The sequence below is a fragment of the Filimonas zeae genome (assembly GCF_014641615.1).
Classification (GTDB): domain Bacteria; phylum Bacteroidota; class Bacteroidia; order Chitinophagales; family Chitinophagaceae; genus Filimonas; species Filimonas zeae.
The window spans coordinates 1040107-1062639 of sequence record NZ_BMIB01000002.1; the positions used below are offsets into that span (position 1 = coordinate 1040107).

At 45.7% G+C, this 22533-nt stretch carries 22 protein-coding genes; 13 read left to right on the top strand and 9 right to left on the bottom strand.

Translation table 11 applies throughout. The features are described 5' to 3' along the window. Positions 1 to 93: 93 nt before the first annotated feature. Positions 94 to 1329 carry an aminotransferase class V-fold PLP-dependent enzyme gene (locus IEY13_RS10900; RefSeq protein ID WP_188952002.1) on the top strand — a complete coding sequence of 412 codons (1236 nt, stop codon included), beginning with the start codon at positions 94 to 96 and terminating at the stop codon, positions 1327 to 1329. Here the strand turns inward: IEY13_RS10900 and IEY13_RS10905 are convergent. Then, complete coding sequence (locus IEY13_RS10905; RefSeq protein ID WP_188952003.1) at positions 1262 to 1636, bottom strand: hypothetical protein; 375 nt, start codon at positions 1634 to 1636, stop codon at positions 1262 to 1264. The two genes, IEY13_RS10900 and IEY13_RS10905, sit on opposite strands and share 68 nt — an antisense overlap. An 851-nt stretch (positions 1637 to 2487) precedes the next feature. Here IEY13_RS10905 and IEY13_RS10910 point away from each other — a divergent pair. Further along, positions 2488 to 2733, top strand: a complete 246-nt coding sequence (locus IEY13_RS10910) for a VF530 family protein (protein ID WP_188952004.1) — start codon at positions 2488 to 2490, stop codon at positions 2731 to 2733. Between the two features lie 62 nt (positions 2734 to 2795). Here the strand turns inward: IEY13_RS10910 and IEY13_RS10915 are convergent, their stop codons facing one another. From IEY13_RS10915 to IEY13_RS10940, 6 genes are read right to left on the bottom strand one after another with little or no spacing between them, the layout of a single operon-like run. Beyond that, on the bottom strand, positions 2796 to 3239 hold the full coding sequence (locus IEY13_RS10915; RefSeq protein ID WP_188952005.1) for an SRPBCC family protein: 444 nt from the start codon (positions 3237 to 3239) through the stop codon (positions 2796 to 2798). A 33-nt stretch (positions 3240 to 3272) separates the two neighbouring features. Continuing rightward, entirely contained in the window at positions 3273 to 4025 is a 753-nt protein-coding gene (locus tag IEY13_RS10920; RefSeq protein WP_188952006.1) for a hypothetical protein, read from the bottom strand. 11 nt (positions 4026 to 4036) lie between these two features. Beyond that, a complete protein-coding gene (locus IEY13_RS10925; protein ID WP_188952007.1) occupies positions 4037 to 4960 on the bottom strand; it encodes a hypothetical protein in 924 nt (307 codons plus the stop codon). A 14-nt stretch (positions 4961 to 4974) separates the two neighbouring features. Then, on the bottom strand, positions 4975 to 5661 hold the full coding sequence (locus IEY13_RS10930) for a hypothetical protein (protein ID WP_188952008.1): 687 nt from the start codon (positions 5659 to 5661) through the stop codon (positions 4975 to 4977). Positions 5662 to 5700: 39 nt separating this feature from the next. Further along, positions 5701 to 6255, bottom strand: coding sequence for a hypothetical protein (locus tag IEY13_RS10935; protein ID WP_188952009.1), 555 nt, complete (start codon positions 6253 to 6255; stop codon positions 5701 to 5703). A gap of 50 nt (positions 6256 to 6305) precedes the next feature. Then, entirely contained in the window at positions 6306 to 7586 is a 1281-nt protein-coding gene (locus tag IEY13_RS10940) for a condensation domain-containing protein (protein ID WP_188952010.1), read from the bottom strand. 188 nt (positions 7587 to 7774) lie between these two features. Between IEY13_RS10940 and IEY13_RS10945 the strand changes: the two genes are divergently transcribed. From IEY13_RS10945 to IEY13_RS10970, 6 genes are all read left to right on the top strand, one after another. After that, positions 7775 to 8611, top strand: coding sequence for a DUF2911 domain-containing protein (locus IEY13_RS10945; protein ID WP_229687821.1), 837 nt, complete (start codon positions 7775 to 7777; stop codon positions 8609 to 8611). A 116-nt stretch (positions 8612 to 8727) separates the two neighbouring features. After that, positions 8728 to 9405 (top strand): response regulator transcription factor, encoded by a 678-nt coding sequence (locus IEY13_RS10950; RefSeq protein ID WP_188952012.1) that lies wholly within the window; start codon positions 8728 to 8730, stop codon positions 9403 to 9405. After that, on the top strand, positions 9402 to 10679 hold the full coding sequence (locus IEY13_RS10955; protein ID WP_188952013.1) for a sensor histidine kinase: 1278 nt from the start codon (positions 9402 to 9404) through the stop codon (positions 10677 to 10679). The genes IEY13_RS10950 and IEY13_RS10955 overlap by 4 nt, the downstream gene beginning before the upstream one ends. 78 nt (positions 10680 to 10757) lie before the next feature. After that, complete coding sequence (locus IEY13_RS10960) at positions 10758 to 11204, top strand: PepSY-like domain-containing protein (protein WP_188952014.1); 447 nt, start codon at positions 10758 to 10760, stop codon at positions 11202 to 11204. Position 11205: 1 nt separating this feature from the next. Beyond that, complete coding sequence (locus IEY13_RS10965; RefSeq protein ID WP_188952015.1) at positions 11206 to 11985, top strand: DUF2490 domain-containing protein; 780 nt, start codon at positions 11206 to 11208, stop codon at positions 11983 to 11985. Between the two features lie 105 nt (positions 11986 to 12090). Further along, positions 12091 to 13290, top strand: coding sequence for a porin (locus IEY13_RS10970; RefSeq protein WP_229687822.1), 1200 nt, complete (start codon positions 12091 to 12093; stop codon positions 13288 to 13290). 8 nt (positions 13291 to 13298) lie between these two features. On the opposite strand, the gene IEY13_RS10975 is transcribed toward IEY13_RS10970, so the two are convergent. Continuing rightward, positions 13299 to 13529 carry a hypothetical protein gene (locus IEY13_RS10975; RefSeq protein WP_188952016.1) on the bottom strand — a complete coding sequence of 77 codons (231 nt, stop codon included), beginning with the start codon at positions 13527 to 13529 and terminating at the stop codon, positions 13299 to 13301. Between the two features lie 184 nt (positions 13530 to 13713). Between IEY13_RS10975 and nudK the strand changes: the two genes are divergently transcribed. Beyond that, a complete protein-coding gene (gene nudK / locus IEY13_RS10980; RefSeq protein ID WP_188952017.1) occupies positions 13714 to 14307 on the top strand; it encodes a GDP-mannose pyrophosphatase NudK in 594 nt (197 codons plus the stop codon). On the opposite strand, the gene IEY13_RS10985 is transcribed toward nudK, so the two are convergent. Then, a complete protein-coding gene (locus IEY13_RS10985) occupies positions 14304 to 15191 on the bottom strand; it encodes an SUMF1/EgtB/PvdO family nonheme iron enzyme (protein ID WP_188952018.1) in 888 nt (295 codons plus the stop codon). The genes nudK and IEY13_RS10985 overlap by 4 nt on opposite strands. 216 nt (positions 15192 to 15407) lie before the next feature. Here IEY13_RS10985 and IEY13_RS10990 point away from each other — a divergent pair, with 216 nt between their 5' ends. From IEY13_RS10990 to IEY13_RS11005, 4 genes are all read left to right on the top strand, one after another. Further along, complete coding sequence (locus tag IEY13_RS10990; RefSeq protein WP_188952019.1) at positions 15408 to 16877, top strand: hypothetical protein; 1470 nt, start codon at positions 15408 to 15410, stop codon at positions 16875 to 16877. 202 nt (positions 16878 to 17079) lie between these two features. Next, positions 17080 to 17694: an RNA polymerase sigma factor gene (locus IEY13_RS10995; protein WP_188952020.1), complete on the top strand. Its 615-nt coding sequence runs from the start codon at positions 17080 to 17082 to the stop codon at positions 17692 to 17694. 81 nt (positions 17695 to 17775) lie between these two features. Then, positions 17776 to 18984 carry a FecR family protein gene (locus IEY13_RS11000; RefSeq protein WP_188952021.1) on the top strand — a complete coding sequence of 403 codons (1209 nt, stop codon included), beginning with the start codon at positions 17776 to 17778 and terminating at the stop codon, positions 18982 to 18984. Between the two features lie 254 nt (positions 18985 to 19238). Next, positions 19239 to 22517: a TonB-dependent receptor gene (locus IEY13_RS11005; RefSeq protein ID WP_188952022.1), complete on the top strand. Its 3279-nt coding sequence runs from the start codon at positions 19239 to 19241 to the stop codon at positions 22515 to 22517. Positions 22518 to 22533: the final 16 nt, after the last annotated feature.

The following is a 22533-nucleotide window of genomic DNA, read 5'->3' on the forward strand; positions in this document are numbered from 1 at the left end:
TGTGCCTAACATCTGTTATGCACAAAAACAGCCAATCTGTATCTGTTTTTGCCTGTATTTTTATTCTTCCTTTGCAATAAATCATCATTCAACATGATAACGCCATTACTAACGGAGGAAGACATTGAAGCATTGAGAAACGAAACACCGGGAACGGCACACGTAATTCACTTTAACAATGCAGGCTGCTCACTGGCCCCCACGCCTGTAGTGAATACCATAACAGCCTACCTGCAGCAGGAAGCCTTGCTGGGTGGGTATGAAGCAGAAGCACAATATGAACAACAGCTGAATAATACCTACAACGTTATTGCCCGGCTTATTAATGCGCAGCCGGAAGAAATAACGCTGGTTGAAAATGCCAGCAACGGATGGTGTATTGCTTTTCATGGTATTGGCCTGCAACCGGGCGATGAAGTGTTGATTTCGGAGTTTGAATATGTAACCAACATGATTGGCTACCTGTATGGCAAGCAACACTATGGCATTACCCTTACTGTTATTCCTAATGATGAACAGGGTAATTTTTCAATAACTAAATTGAAAGAGGCCATTACTGATAAAACCAGGCTTATTGCGGTTACACACATAGCTTCTGCCACTGGCGGCGTATTACCAGTGGAAGCAATCGGCGCAATAGCAGCAGAACACCATATCCTATACCTGTTAGATGCCTGCCAGAGCATCGGACAGCTACCGGTTGACGTAGCGCAGATTCAATGCGATTTTTTGTCTGTTACCGGCCGTAAATACCTGCGTGCACCGCGCGGAACAGGTTTTCTCTACGTTAGCAAAAAATCGCAGCACAAAATTACGCCCCTGTTTCTGGATGGTCATGCTGTCAGCACTATTAACGAACAATCTTACCAACTACTTCCTAACGGCAAACGGTTTGAGTTTTACGAGAAAAACCGCGCAACTACACTGGGCTTAGCCAAAGCAGTGGAATATGCCTTACATATTGGCATGGATCGTATCTGGAACCGTATTCAATACCTGGCTACCCACCTGCGCAACCAATTGCAATTAATAGAGCAGGTTACTTTGCAGGACGGCGGTAACATACAATGCGGCATTATTACTTTTACCGTTAACCATTGCGATAGCAAAGAGGTAAAAGAATACCTGGCACTACATCACATTAATGTATCCGTTGGGTTAGCCCGCTCCACCCTACTGCACATGAACAAACATCAGTTAAACAGTGTTGTACGCGCCTCTGTTCACTATTACAATACCCTTTCTGAAACTGACTTTTTTATTAAAACGCTGTCTGCTTTTGTGCAGGAGCGGAAAACTTCACAGGCACATCCACATAGTCTGAAGTAAGCCATTGAATCAACAGCGGTGTTTTGCCATCGCTGCTGCTTTCATCCGCCACCTTTTTACCGCCCCCCTCATTACTACTCCGGCGCACGCCAGGCAGTATAATCCGGAGTGCGGTAAGCATCATCTGTTCTTTAAGGGCCAGCGGCAGTGTTATACCCCAGGCGGCTTCAGCCGCCGCTACCTCCGCAGCGGAAGCCTGCCCTTTTAAACACTTGTTTTCTTTATAGGCGAGTAAAAAGCCCATATACCTGTAATCTGCAATGTTCACCTGCGCAAATATTTTTGTTGTTTTAGTAGTGTAAAGCATTACTCAGCGGCAGCACTTCAATAATAGTTAGTCTTTCTAACCACTGCATGAAGCACACTTCCGCAACATCTATCCTGTTTTACATTTAACAGCTATCTTTGTACAGCCATCTGTGAGCGCACTTCCGGAAACATAGCGTGTACTTTCCGGCGTAAATTAGTAAAAATGCGTCCGTTATGCTACGCATTCCGGCAAGCCTGCCCCTGTTAACCGTAGCACTTACATAGGATTGCGCTTGTTGTACCGCGCATTCCGGGTGGACAATACAACCCCTTGTAGCGTACACACACAGGGGTGCGCTTGTTGTACCGCGCACTCCGGGTGGACTATACAGACCCTTGTAGCGTACACACACAAGGGTGCGCTTGTTGTACCGCGCACTCCGGGTGGACTATACAACCCCTTGTAGCGTACACACACAAGGGTGCGCTTGTTGTACCGCGCACTCCGGGTGGACTATACAGCCCCTTGTAGCGTACACACACAAGGGTGCGCTTGTTGTACCGCACACTCCGGGTGGACTGTACAGCCCCTTGTAGCGTACACACACAGGGGTGCGCTTGTTGTACCACGCGCTCCGGGTGGACTGTACAGACCCTTGTAGCGTACACACACAAGGGTGCGCTTGTTGTACCGCGCACTCCGGGTGGACTGTACAGGCCCTTGTAGCGTACACACACAGGGGTGCGCTTGTTGTACCACACGCTCCGGCTGGACTATACAAGCCCTTGTAGCGTACCTTCCTGTATAGGATTTCAACCCCGCAGCGAGATAACTAAAAATCTACTGCTCCCCCTTAATGAACAATACAGCTGTGTACTAAAAGAGTACCTTTGTACAAATTGCAGCACATGAGTACGGAGCATGTATCTAAAGACCCCTTACACGGCGTAACACTGGAAATGATTGTAACCCGGCTGGCAGCGAGCTACGGCTGGGAAGAATTGGGTAACTATATCCGTATCAACTGCTTTATCAGCAACCCTTCCGTTCAATCCAGTCTTAAATTTCTGCGTAAAACACCCTGGGCACGCACCAAGGTGGAGAACTTTTATAAATACTCGCTCAGGCACAAGAAGCTGAAAAATTCAGAGTAAGGATAACAGTACTACTGGTTTCATAGTTTCATATATGGTTGATTAAGGTGATGTGCAGTAGCTTACCTTTCCATATGTGCTTTAAGATCTGCAAGTCGTTGTTTTACGTTGTTCTGTAATTTTTTTTGAATAATTCCGGCAGCCAGACTGAATGGAAAACGCAACTGAAAGGAATACAGAAAAATAACTCTTGTTACATCCGGCTGCACCTCCTTAAAAGTCCAGGAGCCTAAAAATGTTCTGAACATAAACGGGCCTTGGGTCATTTTAATTGCTGTTGCAACTGGCCTGTTAAAAGAAACATATTCCGTTACCATTCCCAGTCCGTTTTTAGCAACACAGTATGCTTTTACGCCTTTGTCAGCAACGGTAGCACCCTCTACCAGAACGGCCTTTTTCAAAAAGGTATCCCATCGCAGTCTTTGTGCGTAATTCTGGGTATAATCAAATACCCGCTCACGACTGCATCGCACCTCTGTTTCCGCTGTAAACTTTATACTTTCCATATAAACAGCTTTTAGTCAGACAGATGAACCCATTTATTTATCAGGAAAACACTGTGGCCCTATAGCACCACCGTGATAGCCCAGCACAATATTGTTTTTGTAAAAAATATACCTGCATCCGTCATTATAGTCTTTTTGCTCCACATCTGTCAGCGGCTTATCAAAAAGCAGGTATGTATACTTTCCCATTCCGCTTCTACCAAAACCAACCTCAAACACCACTCCGTTACTTACAGAAATGCAATGCGCCTTATCCAGATACTTCTTTAACTCCTGCAAATCTGAATTTTTCAAAGGAGTAAGCTGCAACAGGCTATCCAGTTTGGGAGATTTCAGTTCAACATCCCACTGCTGAAACACCATTTCTTTCCCTTCTACATCCTTACTTTTCCGGCTTACCCAAAAATCAATACTCTCATCAAACCCCGCAAACGTATCAGCCTCTTTAAACTCAATATAAATAGAATACTCATCAGGTACAAGGCTATTAAAAAAGGTTTTCAGGACTAAAATGGCCGCATAGTTGGTATCCACATTTTGTATCAGCTGCTTCTTGCTGCTAACCGGCATTACATTAAAAAAGCTAAGTGCCTCAAGCATTTCCTTTCTCTTTGCAACACTCATCTTATTGTACTCCTTTAGAAATGCCTTCCGGCTTTCGTCCGGCATATCTTTCAGTACCTTCTCCAGCAGGGTATCTTTTTGTGCTTTGCCCTTTACAGCATGCGACTGGGCCCGGGAAGCCTGAAAACAAAAAACAAGAAGAAAGATCAGAACATATTTCATGGTTTGCATAGTTACTCCTCCGGAATCAGTGAATTACATTTACTGTGGCTGGCAATATTCTTAAACTGGCGACTACTTTCCCAATTATAAAAACTCACGGAGCCGTCCAGCAAAGTTAGCAGGCACTCCATATAAGGCCTCATTTTAGCGTTATTAAAAGGATAATGGTTTAAAAAAGCTGCTTTTTGCTTTGCTGTCCACTTCAATATTTTATTCTCATATAGTATCAAATCTTCCTGATAAGCGTACGAAGGCAAAACGTTTGTAACAGACTTTACCCTGGTTATAGAAAAGTAGTTTGTATATACGTCATTTCTATTGTAGCGACGTTTTATAAACAGAACAGGTGTTAAAGATGCGGTATCTATATAGACTTCCGTTATATAGTAATAACTTACATCTGCATCCAGATTCCGGTGCTTTTCCTCCAGACAGTAGGTTTGCTTCACCTTTCCTGCAATCATCAACGCCCGCTGCCCAAGATATTTTGATATACCGCCTACGTATGGTGTAAAGGCATGCCCATCTTTCAACTCAGCCCCATCAAGGATACCAGAAACGGAGTCCCCTGCACGTAAAATATAGTTCACATGTACTTCCTCCTTTTTCGTTGCGGCATTAAAAAACACCAGAGCCAGAGAGTCTTTTATTTTCTTATACCAGTAAGAATGATAACTGGTACGATCATCATAATATACATCTGTCCTCTTCCTCCAGGTAGAATCCTGCTTTAAGTTCGTGTATTGATACACCTTTACCGGATAGTGTGCCTCATTTATAACACCGTTCTTCAAATCATAATAGAACGCCATTTCTGATTTATACAATGTGTTATCCCAGTAATAATCAGTCTGAAAATTGTAAATAACTTTATTCTTCTTTTGCGCTACTGCCAAAGAGGAAGTCAAAAGCAATGCAATAAAAAGGTATTTCAATGTGTTTCTTTTAATTACCACTCCAGCGGAATCCAGCCACGCTTACCCGCCAATCCCATCACACGTTCACAATATCTCATAAAGGCAGCAACTTCCTTCATGTGGGTTTTCATGTAAATACCACCTGGACAATGATATCGTATGTACTTAAACCGTCTCTTGTCTGCTACCCCTAAGGCATAACTATCACAATCCGAAAAACTGAGAGTGTCAGGCAGTCTCAGCTCACTTTCAGCTTTCAACAACCATACAGAATCCAGATGCACTTTTTCATAATCGGCCTTTCCCAGTAAAACTGTTTTTGAAGAAATACTATCTACCATGGGGTCATTATAAGAACCCCAATCCGGATTATTGGCTATAACAGAATAATGAATCCTTCGCAAATAAACCTTACTGTAAGTCAGGTAGCAGGTGCTATCACATAGCCTAATCGTATACAATTCTCTGAAATCGCTGAAAGAAAATGAGTACCAAAGCCTTATCTCCAAACTATCCGCTCCTTTTCTCAGATCACGAAATCCCATTTGCGATTCCAGCTTTGAACGATATTCCAGATTACTCAAATCATCTTTTGCACGTCCATTATTAGCAGTATCAGGCAAAATCAATTGAATTTTGTTTGCAGAAGCCGGTTCCGTACGCGTTCTACAGGAGATAAAAACAAGTATGAGGGTTGTTAACAGAAAAAGCTGCTTCATATTATAAGGCGCTATTCTCAAATATACAAATAACCATTGTTACATACTATACTCCAGATAATACGCCTTGCATGTAGCAGCATCATACCACAAATAATTCCACCAGGCATATTCCTCCCCTGCTTTGTAAGGGTACACCCGCTGCGTAATCGTCTCGTCCCACCAGGTAAAATCCTCAGAAAAAATTAATCCTTCCTGCAATTCTTTCTCTAAATGCAGTTTTTTAGCTTCCACTACTTTTTTAATCGTGTTAGCATTGCACGAAAAGGCTATTAACACTTTATAGTCCGCACCAAAAAAATCGCCATACGCATAAATATTCTTCACGTCACTTGTAACAGGTACTTGTAAATAAGCGCTAAAGCGACTTTTATTATGCTCCGTATCTGGCTGATAGGCATCAAAAGCAGGAAATCTTTTATCAACCCACTTATCAACACGTTTACTTACCGTGTCCCGCACCTCAGTAGCGGTTTGCTTAGCCTTTTCGGCCAGTTGCTTTCCCTTCCGCTCTACGGTATGGCAGGCGGTAACAATTGTAATAAAGACTAAAAGGAATACCGGGTTTCTCAATTGAAAAGCTACATACTTCATAGCTGACTAAAGGGCTGTTTACTGCTAAGATAAATACATTCTGTAATGCACTATGGCTGCCCCAGCAACAACTCCATAGCAATCTCTTTTACCCGTACCGCTTCTTCATACGCAAAATGATGTGTGCTGCCGGTAAAAGAGAAATCCATTTGCCCGCGGAAGGTGGAAGTAAGTACCGTATTGTAATTACCCGTTGGCCCCATTACTGTGGGCGGATAAACAGCTTCCACTTCAAAACTGGTAAAGCTTTTAGGTATATCCAGCCTGCCCAGGTTAGAAAACACCATATCATAATTTACCATCTCCTTTGTTTTGCCTTTGGCACGGCGGGCAAGCATGGGGTGAAAGCATTCAAAGTTCATCAGAAAATCGTAGCCATTCAGCTTGTCTGTTTGCCGGGTAAGTGCTGCCTGCACCTGTTGTGCCGCCTGCCAGAAGCCGGCATCGGATTTTTTGCTTACAGAAAGATTCACCCCCATACCAAAGGCAAACAATGTATCCTTTTTTATTTCTCTTACATACCGCCTTATATCTACCGGGCATAGTATACGGTTACGCGCGGCAGCCCCCTTTACCTGCCTGAAAGCATATAAAAAAGCAGTGGTTAATGCGGCGTGAGGGGTAATTTTTTGCGTTACGCAACGCCTGGTTAATGCAGAGGTGGCATCTTTATCAATAGTCCAGGTAATAAAATAATCCTTTCGTCCGGTTACCTCCGGCTGCCGCTGTAACCGCTTTATTACCGGTACTGCCACCGCAGCCAGTTGCGCCACACCACCCAGCAGTAAACGCTTTGCCCGGTTGCCCCTGCTATAATAAATGTTATGCGGTACCAGATCCTGTACGTGGGTAAACGGAAGTGCCGTTGCAGCAGCTACTTTCTTTTGTGGTGCGTCCAGCAGGCTTAGCAACTCATGCACCATGCATAGCACAGCGCCGCCATCAAATGCGCAGTGGTGTACTACCAGCAACAAATCGCTTACCTCCGCCCCCCGCAGCCAAACCAAACGCAGCAGCGGATGAGTGTTTACTTGAAACAGGGTAGCCCATTCCCGCCGGGTTTCCTGCATCCAATGTTCATCGCCCTGCCGTTCTTCTATACGCACAGGTATGGGTGCCGGGCGCTTACTCAGCACAAACCATGGCACACCTTTGCTATCTTCTTCAATCACCATATTTAACAGGCAATGCCCGGCCTGTAGTTTAGCCAGTGCCTGCTGTAATTGTTCAGCAGTAAAAACGCCACGAATTTTCAGGCTGAATACACCGTGAAAAGGAGCCGATCCATCACCATACATGAATCTCTCCAGAAAAAGCAGTTTTCTCTTCATTGGGGTACAGTAGTTGGGTATGTGCCTGTAACATTTCCCCCGGCAAAAAGTTTAGTCTACTAAACTACAAATATTTCCCGTTGCTTCGGTAAATCACTACAGATTAACGGCGTATAGCGCATTCTGTTACAGCACGTTAACATCACCTACACCTTCATATGCCTAATTTTGCGCAAAATCAACACAGCATGAAAAAGGTTTTATTAAGTGCCGTTTTGCTGGCAGGCATTCTGTACAGCCAGGCACAGCAGCTTGCCACCCCGCAATCTTCTCCTACGCAAACCATTAAACAAAATTTTGGTGTGGGCAGTATTGAACTCAGCTATAGCCGCCCGGGTTTAAAAGGCCGCAAAGTGGGTACCGATCTGGCACCCTATGGTCAGGTATGGCGCACCGGCGCTAACTCCGCCACCACCATCCTGTTCAGCGAAGATGTTACTATTGGTGGCACCAGCATTAAAGCAGGCAAATACGGGCTGCTCAGCATTCCCGGTGCAGGCGAGTGGACGCTTATTATTACCAAAGACCTTACTATTAACCAGCCTGCATTGTACAAACAGGAAAACGATATTGTACGCGTAAAGGCACCGGTTAAAAAACTGGCAGAGAAAGCGGAAACCTTTACCATTAACTTCTGCAACTTTACCACCAGCAGCTGCATACTGCAAATGAGCTGGGAAAACAGTGCGGTAGAACTGCCCATAAGCACCAATACCGATGAAAAGGTAATGAAGCAGATTAATGATGTTTTTATAAAGGAAAGCAAGCCCTATTACGCTGCCGCTTCTTACTATTACGATAACGGCAAAGACCTGTCTAAAGCCAAAGAATGGATTGATAAAGCCAGTGCCGACCCGGCTAATGCCAGAGCAGCACACGTATTTATGTTAAAAACCCGCATTTACCAGAAGCTGGGCGATAAAGCAGGTGCAAAGGCAAGCGCCGAAAAAACACTGGCCCTGGCTACCGAAGCTAAAAACGAGGAGTATATTAAAACCATACAGCAGATACTGGCTACTTTATAAGTATCATTGCGCTGCATATGCTGTATCTTCCGGGGTACAGCATATGTATTACCCTTTTCAACCTGCAAGCCCGCTATTCCCATTTCTTTCCAGATTTTACCGGTAAAATGCAGGCAATGAAAATATTAATAGTGGAAGATGAACCAGAGCTGCAGAAGGCTATAGCTGATTCGCTTGCCAGAGAACACTTTGTAACCGAAACAGCAGGCACTTTTGATGTTGCCATGGAAAAGCTGGGCGTGTACAACTACGACTGTATTCTGTTGGATATTATGCTGCCAGGCGGCGATGGACTGCAACTGCTACAGGAACTGAAGAAAACCGGCAAGCAGGAAAATATCATCATTATATCGGCCAAAGACTCGCTGGACGATAAACTGGCTGGCCTGGAACTGGGTGCCGACGATTACCTTACCAAACCATTTCATATAGCTGAACTGAACGCGCGCATTAAAGCGGTATTACGGCGTAAAACACTGGATGGCAAAAACACGATTGAAACTGCCAACCTGCAGCTGAATTTAACTGAAAGACAATTACTGGTAAATAACCAGCTGGTGCCACTGAACAGAAAGGAATTTGACATTCTCAACTATTTTCTGCTCAATAAAAACAGACTTATTACCAAAAACGCATTGGCAGAGCATGTTTGGGGCGATCATATTGACCAGGCAGACAATTTCGATTTCATCTATTATCAAATTAAAAACCTCCGTAAAAAACTGCAATCCTGCCAGGCAGGTGTTGAAATTGAATCTATATATGGCGTAGGTTATAAAATGATAGAAATATGAAACTGCTTAACCAGTCAGTCAAATACCTCTCCCTCTCTATTCTGCTGATTGTAAGCATATGGTCAGTTGTTTTTTACATAAGCATGCTGGATGAAATTGAAGACCGTATTGATGATGGACTGGCCAACTACAAACTACTCGTTATTCAGAAAGCAGCAGGCGATAGTACGGTAGTAACCAAAAGCACCTTTGATGAAAGCAATTACGCTATACAGGAAATAAGCCCCGCCGTAGCATTGGCTATGAAAGACCGGTATGTGGATACACTGATGTATATGCAGGATGAAGATGATATGGAGCCGGTACGCATGCTTACCACTGCCTTTCAAAATAACAACAGGTACTACCAGCTGAAAGTAATCAATAGCATGGTGGAAGAAGATGACCTGATTGAAGACCTGTTCTGGTCGGCATTATGGCTGTACATTATACTGGTAGTAAGCATTATCATTATCAACAACCTGGTACTGCAAAAATTATGGACACCCTTTTACAGCCTGCTGAACCAGCTACAGCAATTCAGGCTGGGCAAGAGTAAACAACTACCGCAAATTACTACCCATACACGCGAATTCAACGATCTTAAGAATGCCGTTAATGCATTGCTGCAGCATAGTGTGGAAACGTACAACCAGCAGAAACAGTTTATTGAAAATGCCTCGCACGAACTACAAACACCACTGGCCATTGCTACTTCCAAACTGGAACTGCTGCTGGAAAAATCAAACCTGTCGGGCACAGAAGCTGAAAGCATAAGCGAAGTACTGCAAATGCTGGAACGCATGAATAAGCTGAACAAATCGTTACTATTGCTAACCAAAATTGAAAACAAACAGTTTTTTCAGAATGAGCCTGTAAACATTAATACCCTTGCCCGGCAGTGCATAAGCAATCTGGAAGATTTTGCGGCCTATAAGGCAGTACGCATACAGCTTACCGAAGCGGCGCAGACAAGTATTCACATAAACACATCACTGGCTTCCACCGTACTGCTAAACCTTATAAAAAATGCCATTATACATAACCGTGCAGGTGGAGAAGTAAGTATTCACATTACTGAACACGCCCTTACCATTTGTAATACCGGTGCCGCCACACCACTGGATGCAGCCCATATATTTCAGCGCTTTTATAAAGCTGATGCCGCCGCCAAAGGTACAGGTTTGGGCCTGGCTATTATAAAAGCAATCTGTAACCTGTATGGCTTTACCATACGCTATAATTATAATAACCAGCAGCACTGCTTTACGCTGTTGTTTACCGGTTCTGCGTAATTTTTCACCGTCCTTATCCTTTTCCAGATTGTTTCCAGATTCCTGTATTTATTTTGTTATCAATTAAAACAATAGCAAATGAAAACAGCAGTATCCGCCCTTATGGGCAGCCTTTTACTGGCAGGCGCAGTAGCAGCACAAAAGCTTCCCCAAAGCCAGGTTCCGTCTGTAATTGTAAACAACTTTCAAAAAGCGTTTCCCAAAGCAGCAGATGTGGAATGGAAGAAAAAAGATGCTTTATACAAAGTGGAATTTGAAACCGGCACCAATAAAACCGATCATGATGTTTGGTACGATGCTACAGGCAAACTGGTAAAACACAAAGAGGAAATTGCTACCAGCGCATTACCCGCAGCCGTACAGGCTAAAATTGCTGCTGCGTTTGCAGGCTATACGGTAAAGGATGCCGAAAAAATTACCGAAGGCACTAAGGAAACCTACAAGGCCACGCTGAAAAAGCAGCCGGAAAAATGGGAGGTAGTGTTTGATGCACAGGGAAATATCGTAAGCAAAAAAGCAGATTAATTTGAAAAAAATCACCACCATACTTATGTTGCTGGTAGCCGCCCTGTGCAGGGAAAGCAAAGCGCAGATTAGTCCGCCCGGCCTGGGCATTGCCCATATGGCAGACTGGTTTGCGCTGGGCATAAGGCAAAAGCTAAAGCGCCGTAAAGGCTGGCAATCTATGTCTTACATAGGCATGGGCCGCAAAAGCAATCCTGACAATTACAATCCGGCGCTTAAACCGGCCATACTGGTACTGAACCATGAGTTTACGCACGCAGTTAACACCCACTACCAATATGCTTTTGCCCTCAGCTACCGGCGGCAGGATGAATATCTGGACCGGGCACCTTATAAACACCAGCGCCCCGGCACACAGCAGGAAATAAGAGCATATGGCAGGTTGTACTACTTTCTGCCCCTGCGGCGCATAAAACTGGCCGCCGTGTTAAGGCAGGAGTTGCGGAAGTTTTATACCCCGGCTTTCCATAACCCGGAAGAGAGCCTGCAACTACGCTCACGCCTGCGCCTGCAAATGACAGTGCCGCTGAATAAACAAAAAACACACAGGCTTATTACCGGTGCAGAAGCATTGTTTGCTACCAGCCAACTTACGGGCCATGCGGGCTTTACCCCCTTTGCGTATGAAGAGAGCAGGTTTACCTGTTACTATTCCTGGACGTTGAAGAAATTACCATTCACTCTGGATGTGGGATACATGAGCAACCTATTGGGCAAAACCGCCTCCCATGTGGTTCATTATCTGGCATTTGACATAATATGGGAAAACCCTTTCCGGTAATAGTGCGGCCCCGCACAATATTACCAAATTGTTAAGCGAATGTTACCAACCGCATTGCCCCCTACTTTTGCGGCCAGTTAACAATTTCATCACTAAAACTTAACAGTGAAAAGGTTTCTTGTAGCATTGTTGTCGGTACCCGCGTTAGCCTCGGCCCAAACGGAGGATACAACCGTAGAGAAAAAGAAAGACGATGCCTGGTACAAACGTATTAACCTGCGCGGCTACGTACAAATACGTTACAACCGTTTACTGGAAACCAACCCTAAGCTTAAATGTGACCAGTGCGACAAATCTATGGGCAGCAATGGCGGCCTGTTTCTGCGCCGGGCACGGCTGGTATTAAGCGGCCAGCTGAACAACAATATCTACTTCTATTTTCAACCCGACTTTGCTTCTGCTGCCTCCTCAGACGATCTGCATTTCGGCCAGATAAGAGATGCGTATATAGACCTCTCGTTCGATAAAAAGCGCGAATACCGCCTGCGTATTGGCCAGAGTAAAATTCCCTACGGGTTTGAGTGTATGCAATCCAGCTCAAACCGCCTGCCGCTGGACCGTAGTGATGGTATGAACAGTGCTTTTGTAAACGAGCGCGATATGGGTGCTTTCTTTTACTATGCGCCGGATAAAATAAGAAAACGTTTTGCGTGGCTGGTAAGCGAGGGTTTAAAAGGCTCGGGCGATTACGGCGTGGCAGCTTTTGGTGTATTTAACGGGCAAGGTGCCAACCGCCCGGAAAAGAACGATCAAATGCATGTAGTGGGTAGAATCTCCTACCCATTTGAATGGAAGGGACAGATTATTGAAGCGGGTATTCAGGCCTATACCGGTATGTATACCCTTACCGACCGTCACCTTTCCGAAAAAGTAAAAATTGCCGAACACCGCACCCTGGAAGATAAAAGAATAGGTACCAGCTTTATACTCTATCCCCAACCCTGGGGCCTTCAGGCCGAATACAACTGGGGCCGGGGGCCGCAGTACAATAAGGCTTACGACTCCATCATGTCGCACAAGCTACAGGGTGGTTACGTAATGGGCTCGTACCGTAAAAAAATTGGCGATCAGGTAGTAATTCCCTTTACCCGTTTTCATTACTACGATGGCGGTAAAAAGTTTGAGCAGGATGCCCGCAGCTATCTGGTTCGCGAATGGGAACTGGGTGTTGAATGGCAGCCCGTTAAATACTTTGAACTGGTTGCTATGTACACCATATCACAAAGGCGCACGGCCGATTATGAAAAAGAGAGCAATGCCCAATCTGGCAATCTGCTGAGGTTGCAGGCGCAATTAAACTTTTGAGAAATTGGTTACGGTAATTTTTTCATTTCATATACCGCCAATGCTTTTACTACTGTTGGCGGCTGTTCAGTATCCATCCACACCGTAATAGTAAGTTCATATTTTCCGGTATAACGCGCAAGCGTATCATGTACCGGCGAGGGCATCATGTATTCTGTCCAGGGGTCTGTTGCCTGAGCATACATAGTACCCGCACGCATAACCAGTAGTAAACTAAGCAACAGTGATTTTAAAGGCATACTTCTCTTTTATGTTATAAAATTAAAGCGGCCCTGCAAGCTAAGGACTGGCAAAAACGCCGGTTTTGCGGGTAAATCAGCCAAAGTGCTAAAGAAATTTCAATTTTCACAAAACCATTCTTCTAACCGGATGAAAGCGCCTATTTTCATCACTTGCCCTTTTGTGTTATCTAAAACAATGTAAATGAATCCCAACGTAAAATTGCTCGACACCACCCTGCTGTCCGACAACTGGTATATTCTCAAAAAAGTAACCTACGAGTACACCTTACCCAACGGCACAACCGAGCAACACACCCGTGAAGCATACGACCGTGGCAACGGCGCCACCATCCTCTTATATAATAAAGCGCAACAAACCGTAATACTCACCCGTCAGTTTCGACTACCCACCTATATCAATGGCAATGAAGATGGTATGATGATAGAAACCTGCGCCGGACTGCTGGATAAAGACAATCCGGAGGACTGTATACGCCGTGAAGCCGAAGAAGAAACCGGCTACCGTGTTCAGAATATTCAAAAGGTATTCGAAGCCTATATGTCGCCTGGATCCGTTACCGAACTCATCCACTTTTTTATCGCCGGGTACACTCCGCAAATGAAAATAAACGACGGCGGCGGTTTGCAGGATGAGCAGGAAAATATTCAGGTGCTGGAGCTGCCTTTTACGCAGGCTCTGCAAATGGTGGCTGATGGCAGTATTAAAGATGGTAAAACCATTATGTTATTGCAGTACTTGCAACTGCAGCAGCTAATGGTTAAACTAACCCCCTAAAAGGCAACTTTGGGGCTATACCTATACGTTGCAGTAAACATACACCGGAAGCCCAGCCAGTCTTCCGGTTTCGTATAAGATTGCGTATGATCGCTATGGCTTTCAATTGCATAATGCCTGAAAGAGCCGCCAAAAGCAACGCCCTCCACAGAAGTCATTTCAGCAACGTTACCCTGAATATTGTAAAACCCTGCCTTTACCGGCCAGAAATAATCTATCCGTGCGGGACGCTGCCCATTGGCCGCAAGCCCTTTATCATACCCGGCCAGCTTACAAGGAGCATGAAAATAGTTAAAGCTAAAGCGCTTACAACTGTCGCATCTTTTGCTGCCACATACACTATCCACATTATCGGCAACCTTCCTGTATACGTCTATATCCGGCAAACTCACTTTTATGTTTACCCTCCTGCTTCTGTCTCTGTTTAAAACCTTTTCTCTCCAGGCGCAATACAGTTTCGCCTGCGCAAAAGAGATACCCGCCACCGGTTGCCGTGCAGAGAAATAAATGCTATCTGCCTGCTCCAGTTCCTCATAACGTTTTATAAGACGCACTGTTTTGTAGTCCCACTCAATAGCCTCATGTTTTGAATTATCCACCACCTTCAAATACGCAAAGCGCTTACTCTTTAAATCATCAAAAAACAAAGCTGCCGTCTGAGACAGAGCGGAAGGATCAGGAAACAGATCTTCTCTGAAGTCATTATTCACAATAAACCACATCCACTCCAGCATAGCTACTTCACATTGATTCATCGACATGGAATCACCCAGCGGCATTGTCTGCCTTATTCTGGCGGGGTTTCTCTGTGCAAACACCGCACCGGATAACATAATGATTAATAAAAGTAATACTGCCCGGTTACCGAAACGAAAGATGCGCATATTGAGTGTATCAGGGTTGATAATGTCCAAAGATATCAGCCAAACTGCTAAAGAAATTTTATTTTTTTACAATGCCGGTTTTCTACAGTCACAAAGCATAAAGTTGTTGAAATAGCCCTTACACCCAAAATCGCTAAATATTTTATAATATCTGTCAAATACTTCCTCACATAAAAGGCTACTGTTATATTCGTTATACATCAACCACCCTTTTTTATGGTAAAGCAAACCCTTACTATAATTCTGTTACTAACCACTGTAGCTGGTTTTTCCCAAGCCAACGAATTTGGAAACTCCGACAGTAGCCTTATCTATTCAGACAGTGCCATTCAAAAGCTGAAACACATTACCGATTCATTGAATCTTAGATTCAGGGTGTGCGATCTGAATAAAACCTACCAGTCTGCACCACAGGCAAAAGCAAATTATATCTCGTTTGAAGATTCCACAGCAGAGAACGCATACAACGATATACTGAACAACATTTCCTTCAGCGATTTTTTGATAAAATACAAGACAGCAAAAGTTGAAAACGAATTGCTTGTAGTAAAATCCAGCTATCGCAAGAGCAACAATCAGGAGCAGGTTGCATTCTATAGTATGGATTTGAGTGATAGATACCCACGCCACAGCTTATATTTTACAAAACAACTGAGTCAATACAATCTTCCACTCAAAGGAAAGTGGGTAGTGGAATACAGCCCCAAAAACAAGTATTCATCTGCCTCGCTGCAAGCGTTTTATTTTACCGATAATCTAAACCGCCAAACTTTACCTCCCGTTTACGGCAGGATGATTCAGTATTCTGAGTGCCTGATAGACACATCTGCTCAGATGGTTTACCCCAGCGCACAGACTTCGCAAAGATGGCAGCCCCTTAAAAAAACATCTACCTCCGCTTTCCTTTCTTATGTTACGCCACCTGTTAAATATCCACCTCAGCTGGATACCATGAGCAACAGAGAAGATTTTTTGCAACAATGGGAATCTGCTAAAATAAGGCGGCAACAGTATGCTGACAGCATGTTTGCACATGACCCCAGGTGTATGAAACTACTGAAACAAGCATTAAAAAAAGTTCAAAAACACAACGATAGCGATGACGAGTTTGAAGATTACCTGGTACGGTATTACAACGCTAAAACAGCGCTGAATTTAAAACGAAGCCGGATAGTAAGAGGGTTCTGCAGTATGGATGAAAGCCCAAGACTGCATGCATTAAACATTGCGCAACTGGCTGCAGAAACTACCAGCTGGGAAATATTTTTAAAGGCACACCTGGATATCATGAACGATAGATTTATCAGAAACAGCGACGGCAGTTATGCCTGGGGAGCCAGACAAACCTACATAAGAGAACTGGAAGTATTAAACATCAACGTATTGGATTTGCTGCTGGGCATCAGCCTCCGGATTGATGACAAAACTCCCAACCATTACTACGGCAATGTTTCGCGTTTAGGCAGAGCTTTATCAGAAACAGGTTCAACAGAGGCATTTGAAACGCAGGTACAGCAAATGATGGCAGACAGCACGCTGGACGATTATAACAGAATTATCGCCTTCTTTCTGTTTCATGATTACGTTTATCACCTGAATAAAGAAAAAAAGGAAAAAGCCACCCAAAAACTAAAGGCAGCCATCAACACACTTCCCACTTATTTAGTCACCAAAATAAACGGATAGTATGAATGAAGTAACAACTTTTATGGATATAGTTGTGGATGTGCTGGAATAGGTGTTAGAGTTGATAGATTAACCATATTAAGGGGTGTCCGGCTTTTTAAAAGCGCGGATACGTATAAATGTAAAATCCTGTTGGATTTTTTATCATGTACGGAAATTACTTTTTTTTCCTACATTAGCCTTCTAACGATTTTGCTACGCTTTGCCATTTGTTCCACCATATAACGAACAGGAACTGCTTATACGCCTGTCTGAAGGCGATTCTGAGGCCTACCGTGTATTGTTTCAGCAATATTGGGATGCGGTGTATGCCATAGGGTTGAAACTGTGTAAAAGCCCTGAACTGGCCAAAGACCTTGCACAGGAATCATTTATAAAAGTATGGAACCACCGGCAGCAGCTGGCAGGTGTTACGCATTTCCGCTCCTGGCTGTTTACCCTTACGCGGCACCTGGTAATTGATCACCTGCGTAAAAAGGTGTTCAGTGCTGGTAATGAAGAGTATCTGCTGGATTATTTCAGTGATGATGCCGGTACACCGCAGGAAAAAACAGAATATAAAGAGCTGGAGAACCTGTTACAAAGGGCCGTAAACAATCTGCCACCGCAAATGCAGCAGGTGTTCAGGCTCAGCCGGTATGAAGGGCTCAGCCATGCGGAAATTGCTTTACGCATGAATATTACGCGTGTTACGTCCAAATCGTACATGGTGCGGGCGCTGTACGCTATTAAACAATATCTTATACGCTATGGAGGTGAGCAGTTTATACTCCCCCTGCTGCTTTCTCTCCCGGCGGAATATTTTTTTTCCGGATAACGCCTCCCCCCGGCGTTCCTGTACGTCTTGTTGTATAGCGCCCCGCTTTTGCCATAACCGCGGGCGCTGTAACAAGGCCATATGAATAATCAGGACTTACTGAATCAGCTATGGGAAAAATACCTGGCCGATCAGAAAATGACTGCCGGTGAACTGAAACAACTGCGCGCACTGGTACAGAATACCCAACACCAGCAACAGCTGGATCAGTTGCTGGCTACCTTATACAACGAAACGCAGCAGATTCCACCCACCGCCGAAACCAATGCCCGGGAGGCTTTTGAAGAGGTATGGGCGCGCCTGCAACCTGCCACACCTGCACAGGAAACAACTGTACTACCAATACCCCGCCGCAATTACTGGTATAAATATGCAGCCGCCGTGCTCATACTTTGCGCTGCAGCAGGCGGCGTTTACCAGCTTACCCGCAGCAAAACGCACAACAACACTACACAGCCCACCGCACAAACACCTACCGGTATACAACCCGGTACGGATAAAGCATTGCTGAAACTGGCCGACGGTTCCTATATCTCCCTTAGCGAAGCGGAGAACGGCACCCTGGCGCAACAGGGCAATACCCAGGTAGTAAAGCTGGCCAACGGTCAGCTGGCCTACCAGAACGCAGGCGCAACGGATAGTAAAGTGTTGTACAATACCATTATAACTCCACGTGGTGGCAGGTTCAGCCTTACCCTGCCCGATGGCAGTAAAGTATGGCTGAATGCTGAAGGCAGCCTGTACTACCCCACTGCTTTTACCGGCAGCACACGGGAGGTAACGCTTACCGGCGAAGCCTATTTTGAAATAGCACCCGATGCAGCGCATCCCTTTCAGGTACGGGTAAACAATATGCTGGTGAACGTACTGGGTACGCAGTTTAATATTATGGCCTATACCGATGAGCCGGCTATACAAACCACCCTGTTACAAGGCAGTGTACAGGTTAGCAGCACCGGAGGCAGCACGCACAGGCTAACACCGGGCCAGCGCGCCAGCCTGCCTACCGGCAGCAACCGCATGCAGATACAAAATGAAGTGGATACCGAAGAAACCATTGCCTGGAAAAACGATCAGCTGCTGTTTGCTGGTAGTGATGTACCTACGGCCATGCGTATGATAGCCCGCTGGTACAATGTAGAGGTGGAATACCGCGGTGCTGTACCCAATGCACATTTCAGAGGCAGCATATCGGGCAAAGCGCCTATTACAGAAGTATTGAACATGATGCAGCAGACGGGAGAAGTGCATTTTACCATCAGCGGCAGAAAAATTATTGTAACGCCTTAGTATATACTTACCAACGTAAAAACCAAACAATGTTATGAGTCCTTAAGAATACACGCCCTTACCAATACCCATAAAAAAAACCGGAAGTGTTCGTACCACTTCCGGTTATACATCGGGTTCACTGGCTTTGACTCCATTTGTAAACCGACTATATCAAATATATGCCATTCACGCTTGTTTGCCAAAGCGGGCCGCTACACGCTGCCCGGCGCAGAACCAATTGTATACGATTCATCGTTAAACCGCTACTGATTATGAAACTCACAGTACTGCTGATAGCGATCACTTTTTTACAGGCACAGGCCAGGGGGCTTTCGCAGAACATTACCCTTACCCTGCGCAATGCCTCACTGCCAAAAGTGTTTAAAGAAATTAAAAAGCAAACCGGGTACAGCTTTCTGTATACCGATGAGCAACTGGCCACCGCCCGTACCGTTACGCTGGATGTACAAAACCAGCCGCTGGATAAAGTGCTGGACCAGTGCTTTACCGCCCAGCCGCTGATGTATGAGCTGAGCGGCAAAACCATTATTATCAAACGCCGCCCCCCTGCATCTGCCGGCACTACCCTTTTACAGGCTGCGTTTGACAATACCGTAAAAGGGCGCATTACCGATGATAAAGGCAATGGCGTTACCGGAGCTGCTGTGCAGGAACAGGGCACCGGCAAAGGAACGGTTACCAACGACAATGGCGATTTTACCTTACAGGTAACCAGCAGCGAAGCCACATTGATAGTTACCTCGCTGGGGTTTACCCGGCAGGAGATTGCGGTAAAGGGTCGCAATTACATCACCATCAGCCTGGTGGCCACTGCCAATGATATGAAAGAGCTGATTGTAATAGGCTATGGCGAGCAGCGCAAAGGTGCCGTTAGCAGTGCTATTACCTCTGTATCTTCCTCCAGTTTTAAAGAGCAGCCTGTAAACCGGCTGGATCAGGTATTGCAGGGCCGTGCAGCTGGGGTACAGGTAACCAACAGTACCGGCGCACCCGGCGGCGCCGTGCGCATCCGCATCCGCGGCTCCAACAGTATCAATGGCGATAACAGCCCTCTGTATGTAGTAGATGGCTTTGTGGGTGCCGACTTTGCCAGCATTAACCCCGATGATATTGAAACCATTCAGATACTGAAAGATGCCTCCGCTACCGCTATCTACGGCAGCCGCGGCTCAAACGGTGTGGTAATACTTACCACTAAAAAAGGCAGCAAAGGCGCTACGCATGTAAACGCAACTGCCCGCCTCAGCGCTGCCAGCGTGCTGAAAAAACTACCCCTGCTGAATGCGGGTGAGTTTGCTGAAACGGCCAATGCACATGCGGTGGCGGTGGGTACTGCATCGCCTTTTACACAGGCACAGGTAGATTCGTTCAAACGCGCAGGCGGCACCAACTGGCAGGATGAAATTTTCCGCCGTGCCGGTGGCCAGGAGTATCTCATTAACTTTTCCGGCGGCACCGATAAAAGCAGCTACTTTATCTCCGGCGATTACCTGAACCAGGATGGTATTATCAAAAACTCTTTTTTGAAACGTTACAACCTGCGCTCTAACCTCAGCACCAAACTGAACGATTGGGTAAGCGCCACACTGAATATACTCGGCAGCTACAGCAACGTACAAAACAGCGATATAGCGGCCGATGGTCCGCATAGCCCGCTGGCGCAGGCCATTACCTGGTCGCCCACCGTACCTGTACGCAACAGCGTGGGTGGTTATACGGTAAGCGATCCTGTAAGCTCTGTATTCTTCAACCCGGTAGCCCTTACTACCGATCAGTTAACCGTTACCGAGCGCATGCTGGCCAACCTTATCGGCGGCTTTAAATTTAAACTCGCCAGCGGCCTCAGCTATCACCTGCAATACGGTGTAAACTATAACGGGTACGAGAACAAAAGCTTTGCAGGCAAAGTGGTTAACTCCAACACCTCTATTGCCAGCCTGCGCTCCAACAAAGAAATCCGTTTGCAAAATACCAACACGCTTAACTATCACAAACTGTTTAACAACACCCATAACCTGGATGCCACAGCCGTAATGGAGTACCAGCAAAACACGTATAACTATATGAGTGCCGGTGCCTCCAACCTCAACTACGAGTCGTTTATGTGGAACAATATTGCCCTGGGTACACCCGGCACGCCCGGCTCCGGCAATTCCAAAGCATCGCTGTTTTCTTTAATGGCGCGCGCCAACTACGGTTATAAAGATAAATACCTGTTGTCTGCCGCCCTGCGTCGCGATGGCTCCTCCCGTTTTGTGGGCAGCAATAAATACAGCTACTTCCCTTCTGTATCAGCTGCGTGGGTGGTAAGTGAAGAAAGCTTTCTGCGGCACCTGCCCGTATTCAGCAACCTCAAACTGCGTGGTAGCTGGGGCCTTACCGGCAATCAGGCCATTGATGCCTACAGCACGTTCAGCACCTACAGCAACCGCGTTGCCAGCTTTAACAGCGCCAGCAACCAAACCGGTATTATACTGGGCAACATAGGCAACCCCGATTTGAAATGGGAAACAACCGAGCAACAGAACATTGGTTTAGACCTGGGCCTGTGGAAAGGCAGACTGAATGTTACCGCAGATTATTTTATTAAAAAAACACGTGATCTGCTGCTGACAGAAACCCTGCCTATTTATCTGGGTGGTAACCCTATTACCCGCAACGTAGGTTCGGTGGAAAACAAAGGGTTTGAAGTAGGTGTGGAAGCGCTGGTGATTGACGGGCCTGCCCTTAAATGGAGCAGCGGCTTTAACGCCTCTTATGTTAAAAACCGTGTTACGGCTACGGGACAAAACAAAATTATCTTCGACCCCAACAACCGTAAAATCGGCGGCGGCATGTCGCCCCAGAGCGAGTTTGTAGTAACGGCCGGTCAGCCCCTGGGCGCCATATGGGGCCTTACCTATCTGGGTACCTGGAAACCCGGCGACAACAAAGCGGGCGACTTTGGTGCCAAAGCAGGCGACAGCCGCTATCTGGATATTAAAAGCGATAACGTAATTGATGCCAGCGACTACAGCGTTATTGGCCACGGTGTACCTACCACCAGCCTGGGCTGGAACAACACCGTTAGCTACAAAGGCCTTACACTGAACGTATTCTTCCACGCCATGCTCAACTTTGATAAGCTCAACTACAACAAAGCCGCGGCCATGTACCACGGCGGCGATGCACGGGAAGCTACTTATATAGATATACTGAACCGTTATATACCCGGCGTAAACGAAAACAGCGATATACCGGCTTTCAGCACCACCAACCGCAACTTTACCCAAAGCAGCCGCTTTTTGGAAAAGGCTGATTTTGTGCGGCTGAAAAACCTGAGCCTCGCATACGATCTGCCACGCACCCTATTCAAAGGCAAGGCCGGGCTGAAAGTATTTGTAAGCGCCACCAACGTGTTTACCATTACGGGCTATACTGGCATTGACCCCGAAGCCAACGCTGCTTCCGGCGATATACGGCAGGGTATCGATTTCGGTTCTTATCCTAACACACGTACTATTACCGGTGGCTGTACCCTTAGTTTTTAATTTTTCAAACGATATG

Excerpts from the sequence above, each read along its gene's own strand:
- IEY13_RS10900 (WP_188952002.1), top strand. The coding sequence starts at position 94 with ATGATAACGCCATTACTAACGGAGGAAGACATTGAAGCATTGAGAAAC.
- IEY13_RS10905 (WP_188952003.1), bottom strand. The coding sequence starts at position 1,636 with ATGCTTTACACTACTAAAACAACAAAAATATTTGCGCAGGTGAACATT.
- IEY13_RS10910 (WP_188952004.1), top strand. The coding sequence starts at position 2,488 with ATGAGTACGGAGCATGTATCTAAAGACCCCTTACACGGCGTAACACTG.
- IEY13_RS10915 (WP_188952005.1), bottom strand. The coding sequence starts at position 3,239 with ATGGAAAGTATAAAGTTTACAGCGGAAACAGAGGTGCGATGCAGTCGT.
- IEY13_RS10920 (WP_188952006.1), bottom strand. The coding sequence starts at position 4,025 with ATGAAATATGTTCTGATCTTTCTTCTTGTTTTTTGTTTTCAGGCTTCC.
- IEY13_RS10930 (WP_188952008.1), bottom strand. The coding sequence starts at position 5,661 with ATGAAGCAGCTTTTTCTGTTAACAACCCTCATACTTGTTTTTATCTCC.
- IEY13_RS10935 (WP_188952009.1), bottom strand. The coding sequence starts at position 6,255 with ATGAAGTATGTAGCTTTTCAATTGAGAAACCCGGTATTCCTTTTAGTC.
- IEY13_RS10940 (WP_188952010.1), bottom strand. The coding sequence starts at position 7,586 with ATGAAGAGAAAACTGCTTTTTCTGGAGAGATTCATGTATGGTGATGGA.
- IEY13_RS10945 (WP_229687821.1), top strand. The coding sequence starts at position 7,775 with ATGAAAAAGGTTTTATTAAGTGCCGTTTTGCTGGCAGGCATTCTGTAC.
- IEY13_RS10950 (WP_188952012.1), top strand. The coding sequence starts at position 8,728 with ATGAAAATATTAATAGTGGAAGATGAACCAGAGCTGCAGAAGGCTATA.
- IEY13_RS10955 (WP_188952013.1), top strand. The coding sequence starts at position 9,402 with ATGAAACTGCTTAACCAGTCAGTCAAATACCTCTCCCTCTCTATTCTG.
- IEY13_RS10960 (WP_188952014.1), top strand. The coding sequence starts at position 10,758 with ATGAAAACAGCAGTATCCGCCCTTATGGGCAGCCTTTTACTGGCAGGC.
- IEY13_RS10975 (WP_188952016.1), bottom strand. The coding sequence starts at position 13,529 with ATGCCTTTAAAATCACTGTTGCTTAGTTTACTACTGGTTATGCGTGCG.
- nudK (WP_188952017.1), top strand. The coding sequence starts at position 13,714 with ATGAATCCCAACGTAAAATTGCTCGACACCACCCTGCTGTCCGACAAC.
- IEY13_RS10985 (WP_188952018.1), bottom strand. The coding sequence starts at position 15,191 with ATGCGCATCTTTCGTTTCGGTAACCGGGCAGTATTACTTTTATTAATC.
- IEY13_RS10990 (WP_188952019.1), top strand. The coding sequence starts at position 15,408 with ATGGTAAAGCAAACCCTTACTATAATTCTGTTACTAACCACTGTAGCT.
- IEY13_RS11000 (WP_188952021.1), top strand. The coding sequence starts at position 17,776 with ATGAATAATCAGGACTTACTGAATCAGCTATGGGAAAAATACCTGGCC.
- IEY13_RS11005 (WP_188952022.1), top strand. The coding sequence starts at position 19,239 with ATGAAACTCACAGTACTGCTGATAGCGATCACTTTTTTACAGGCACAG.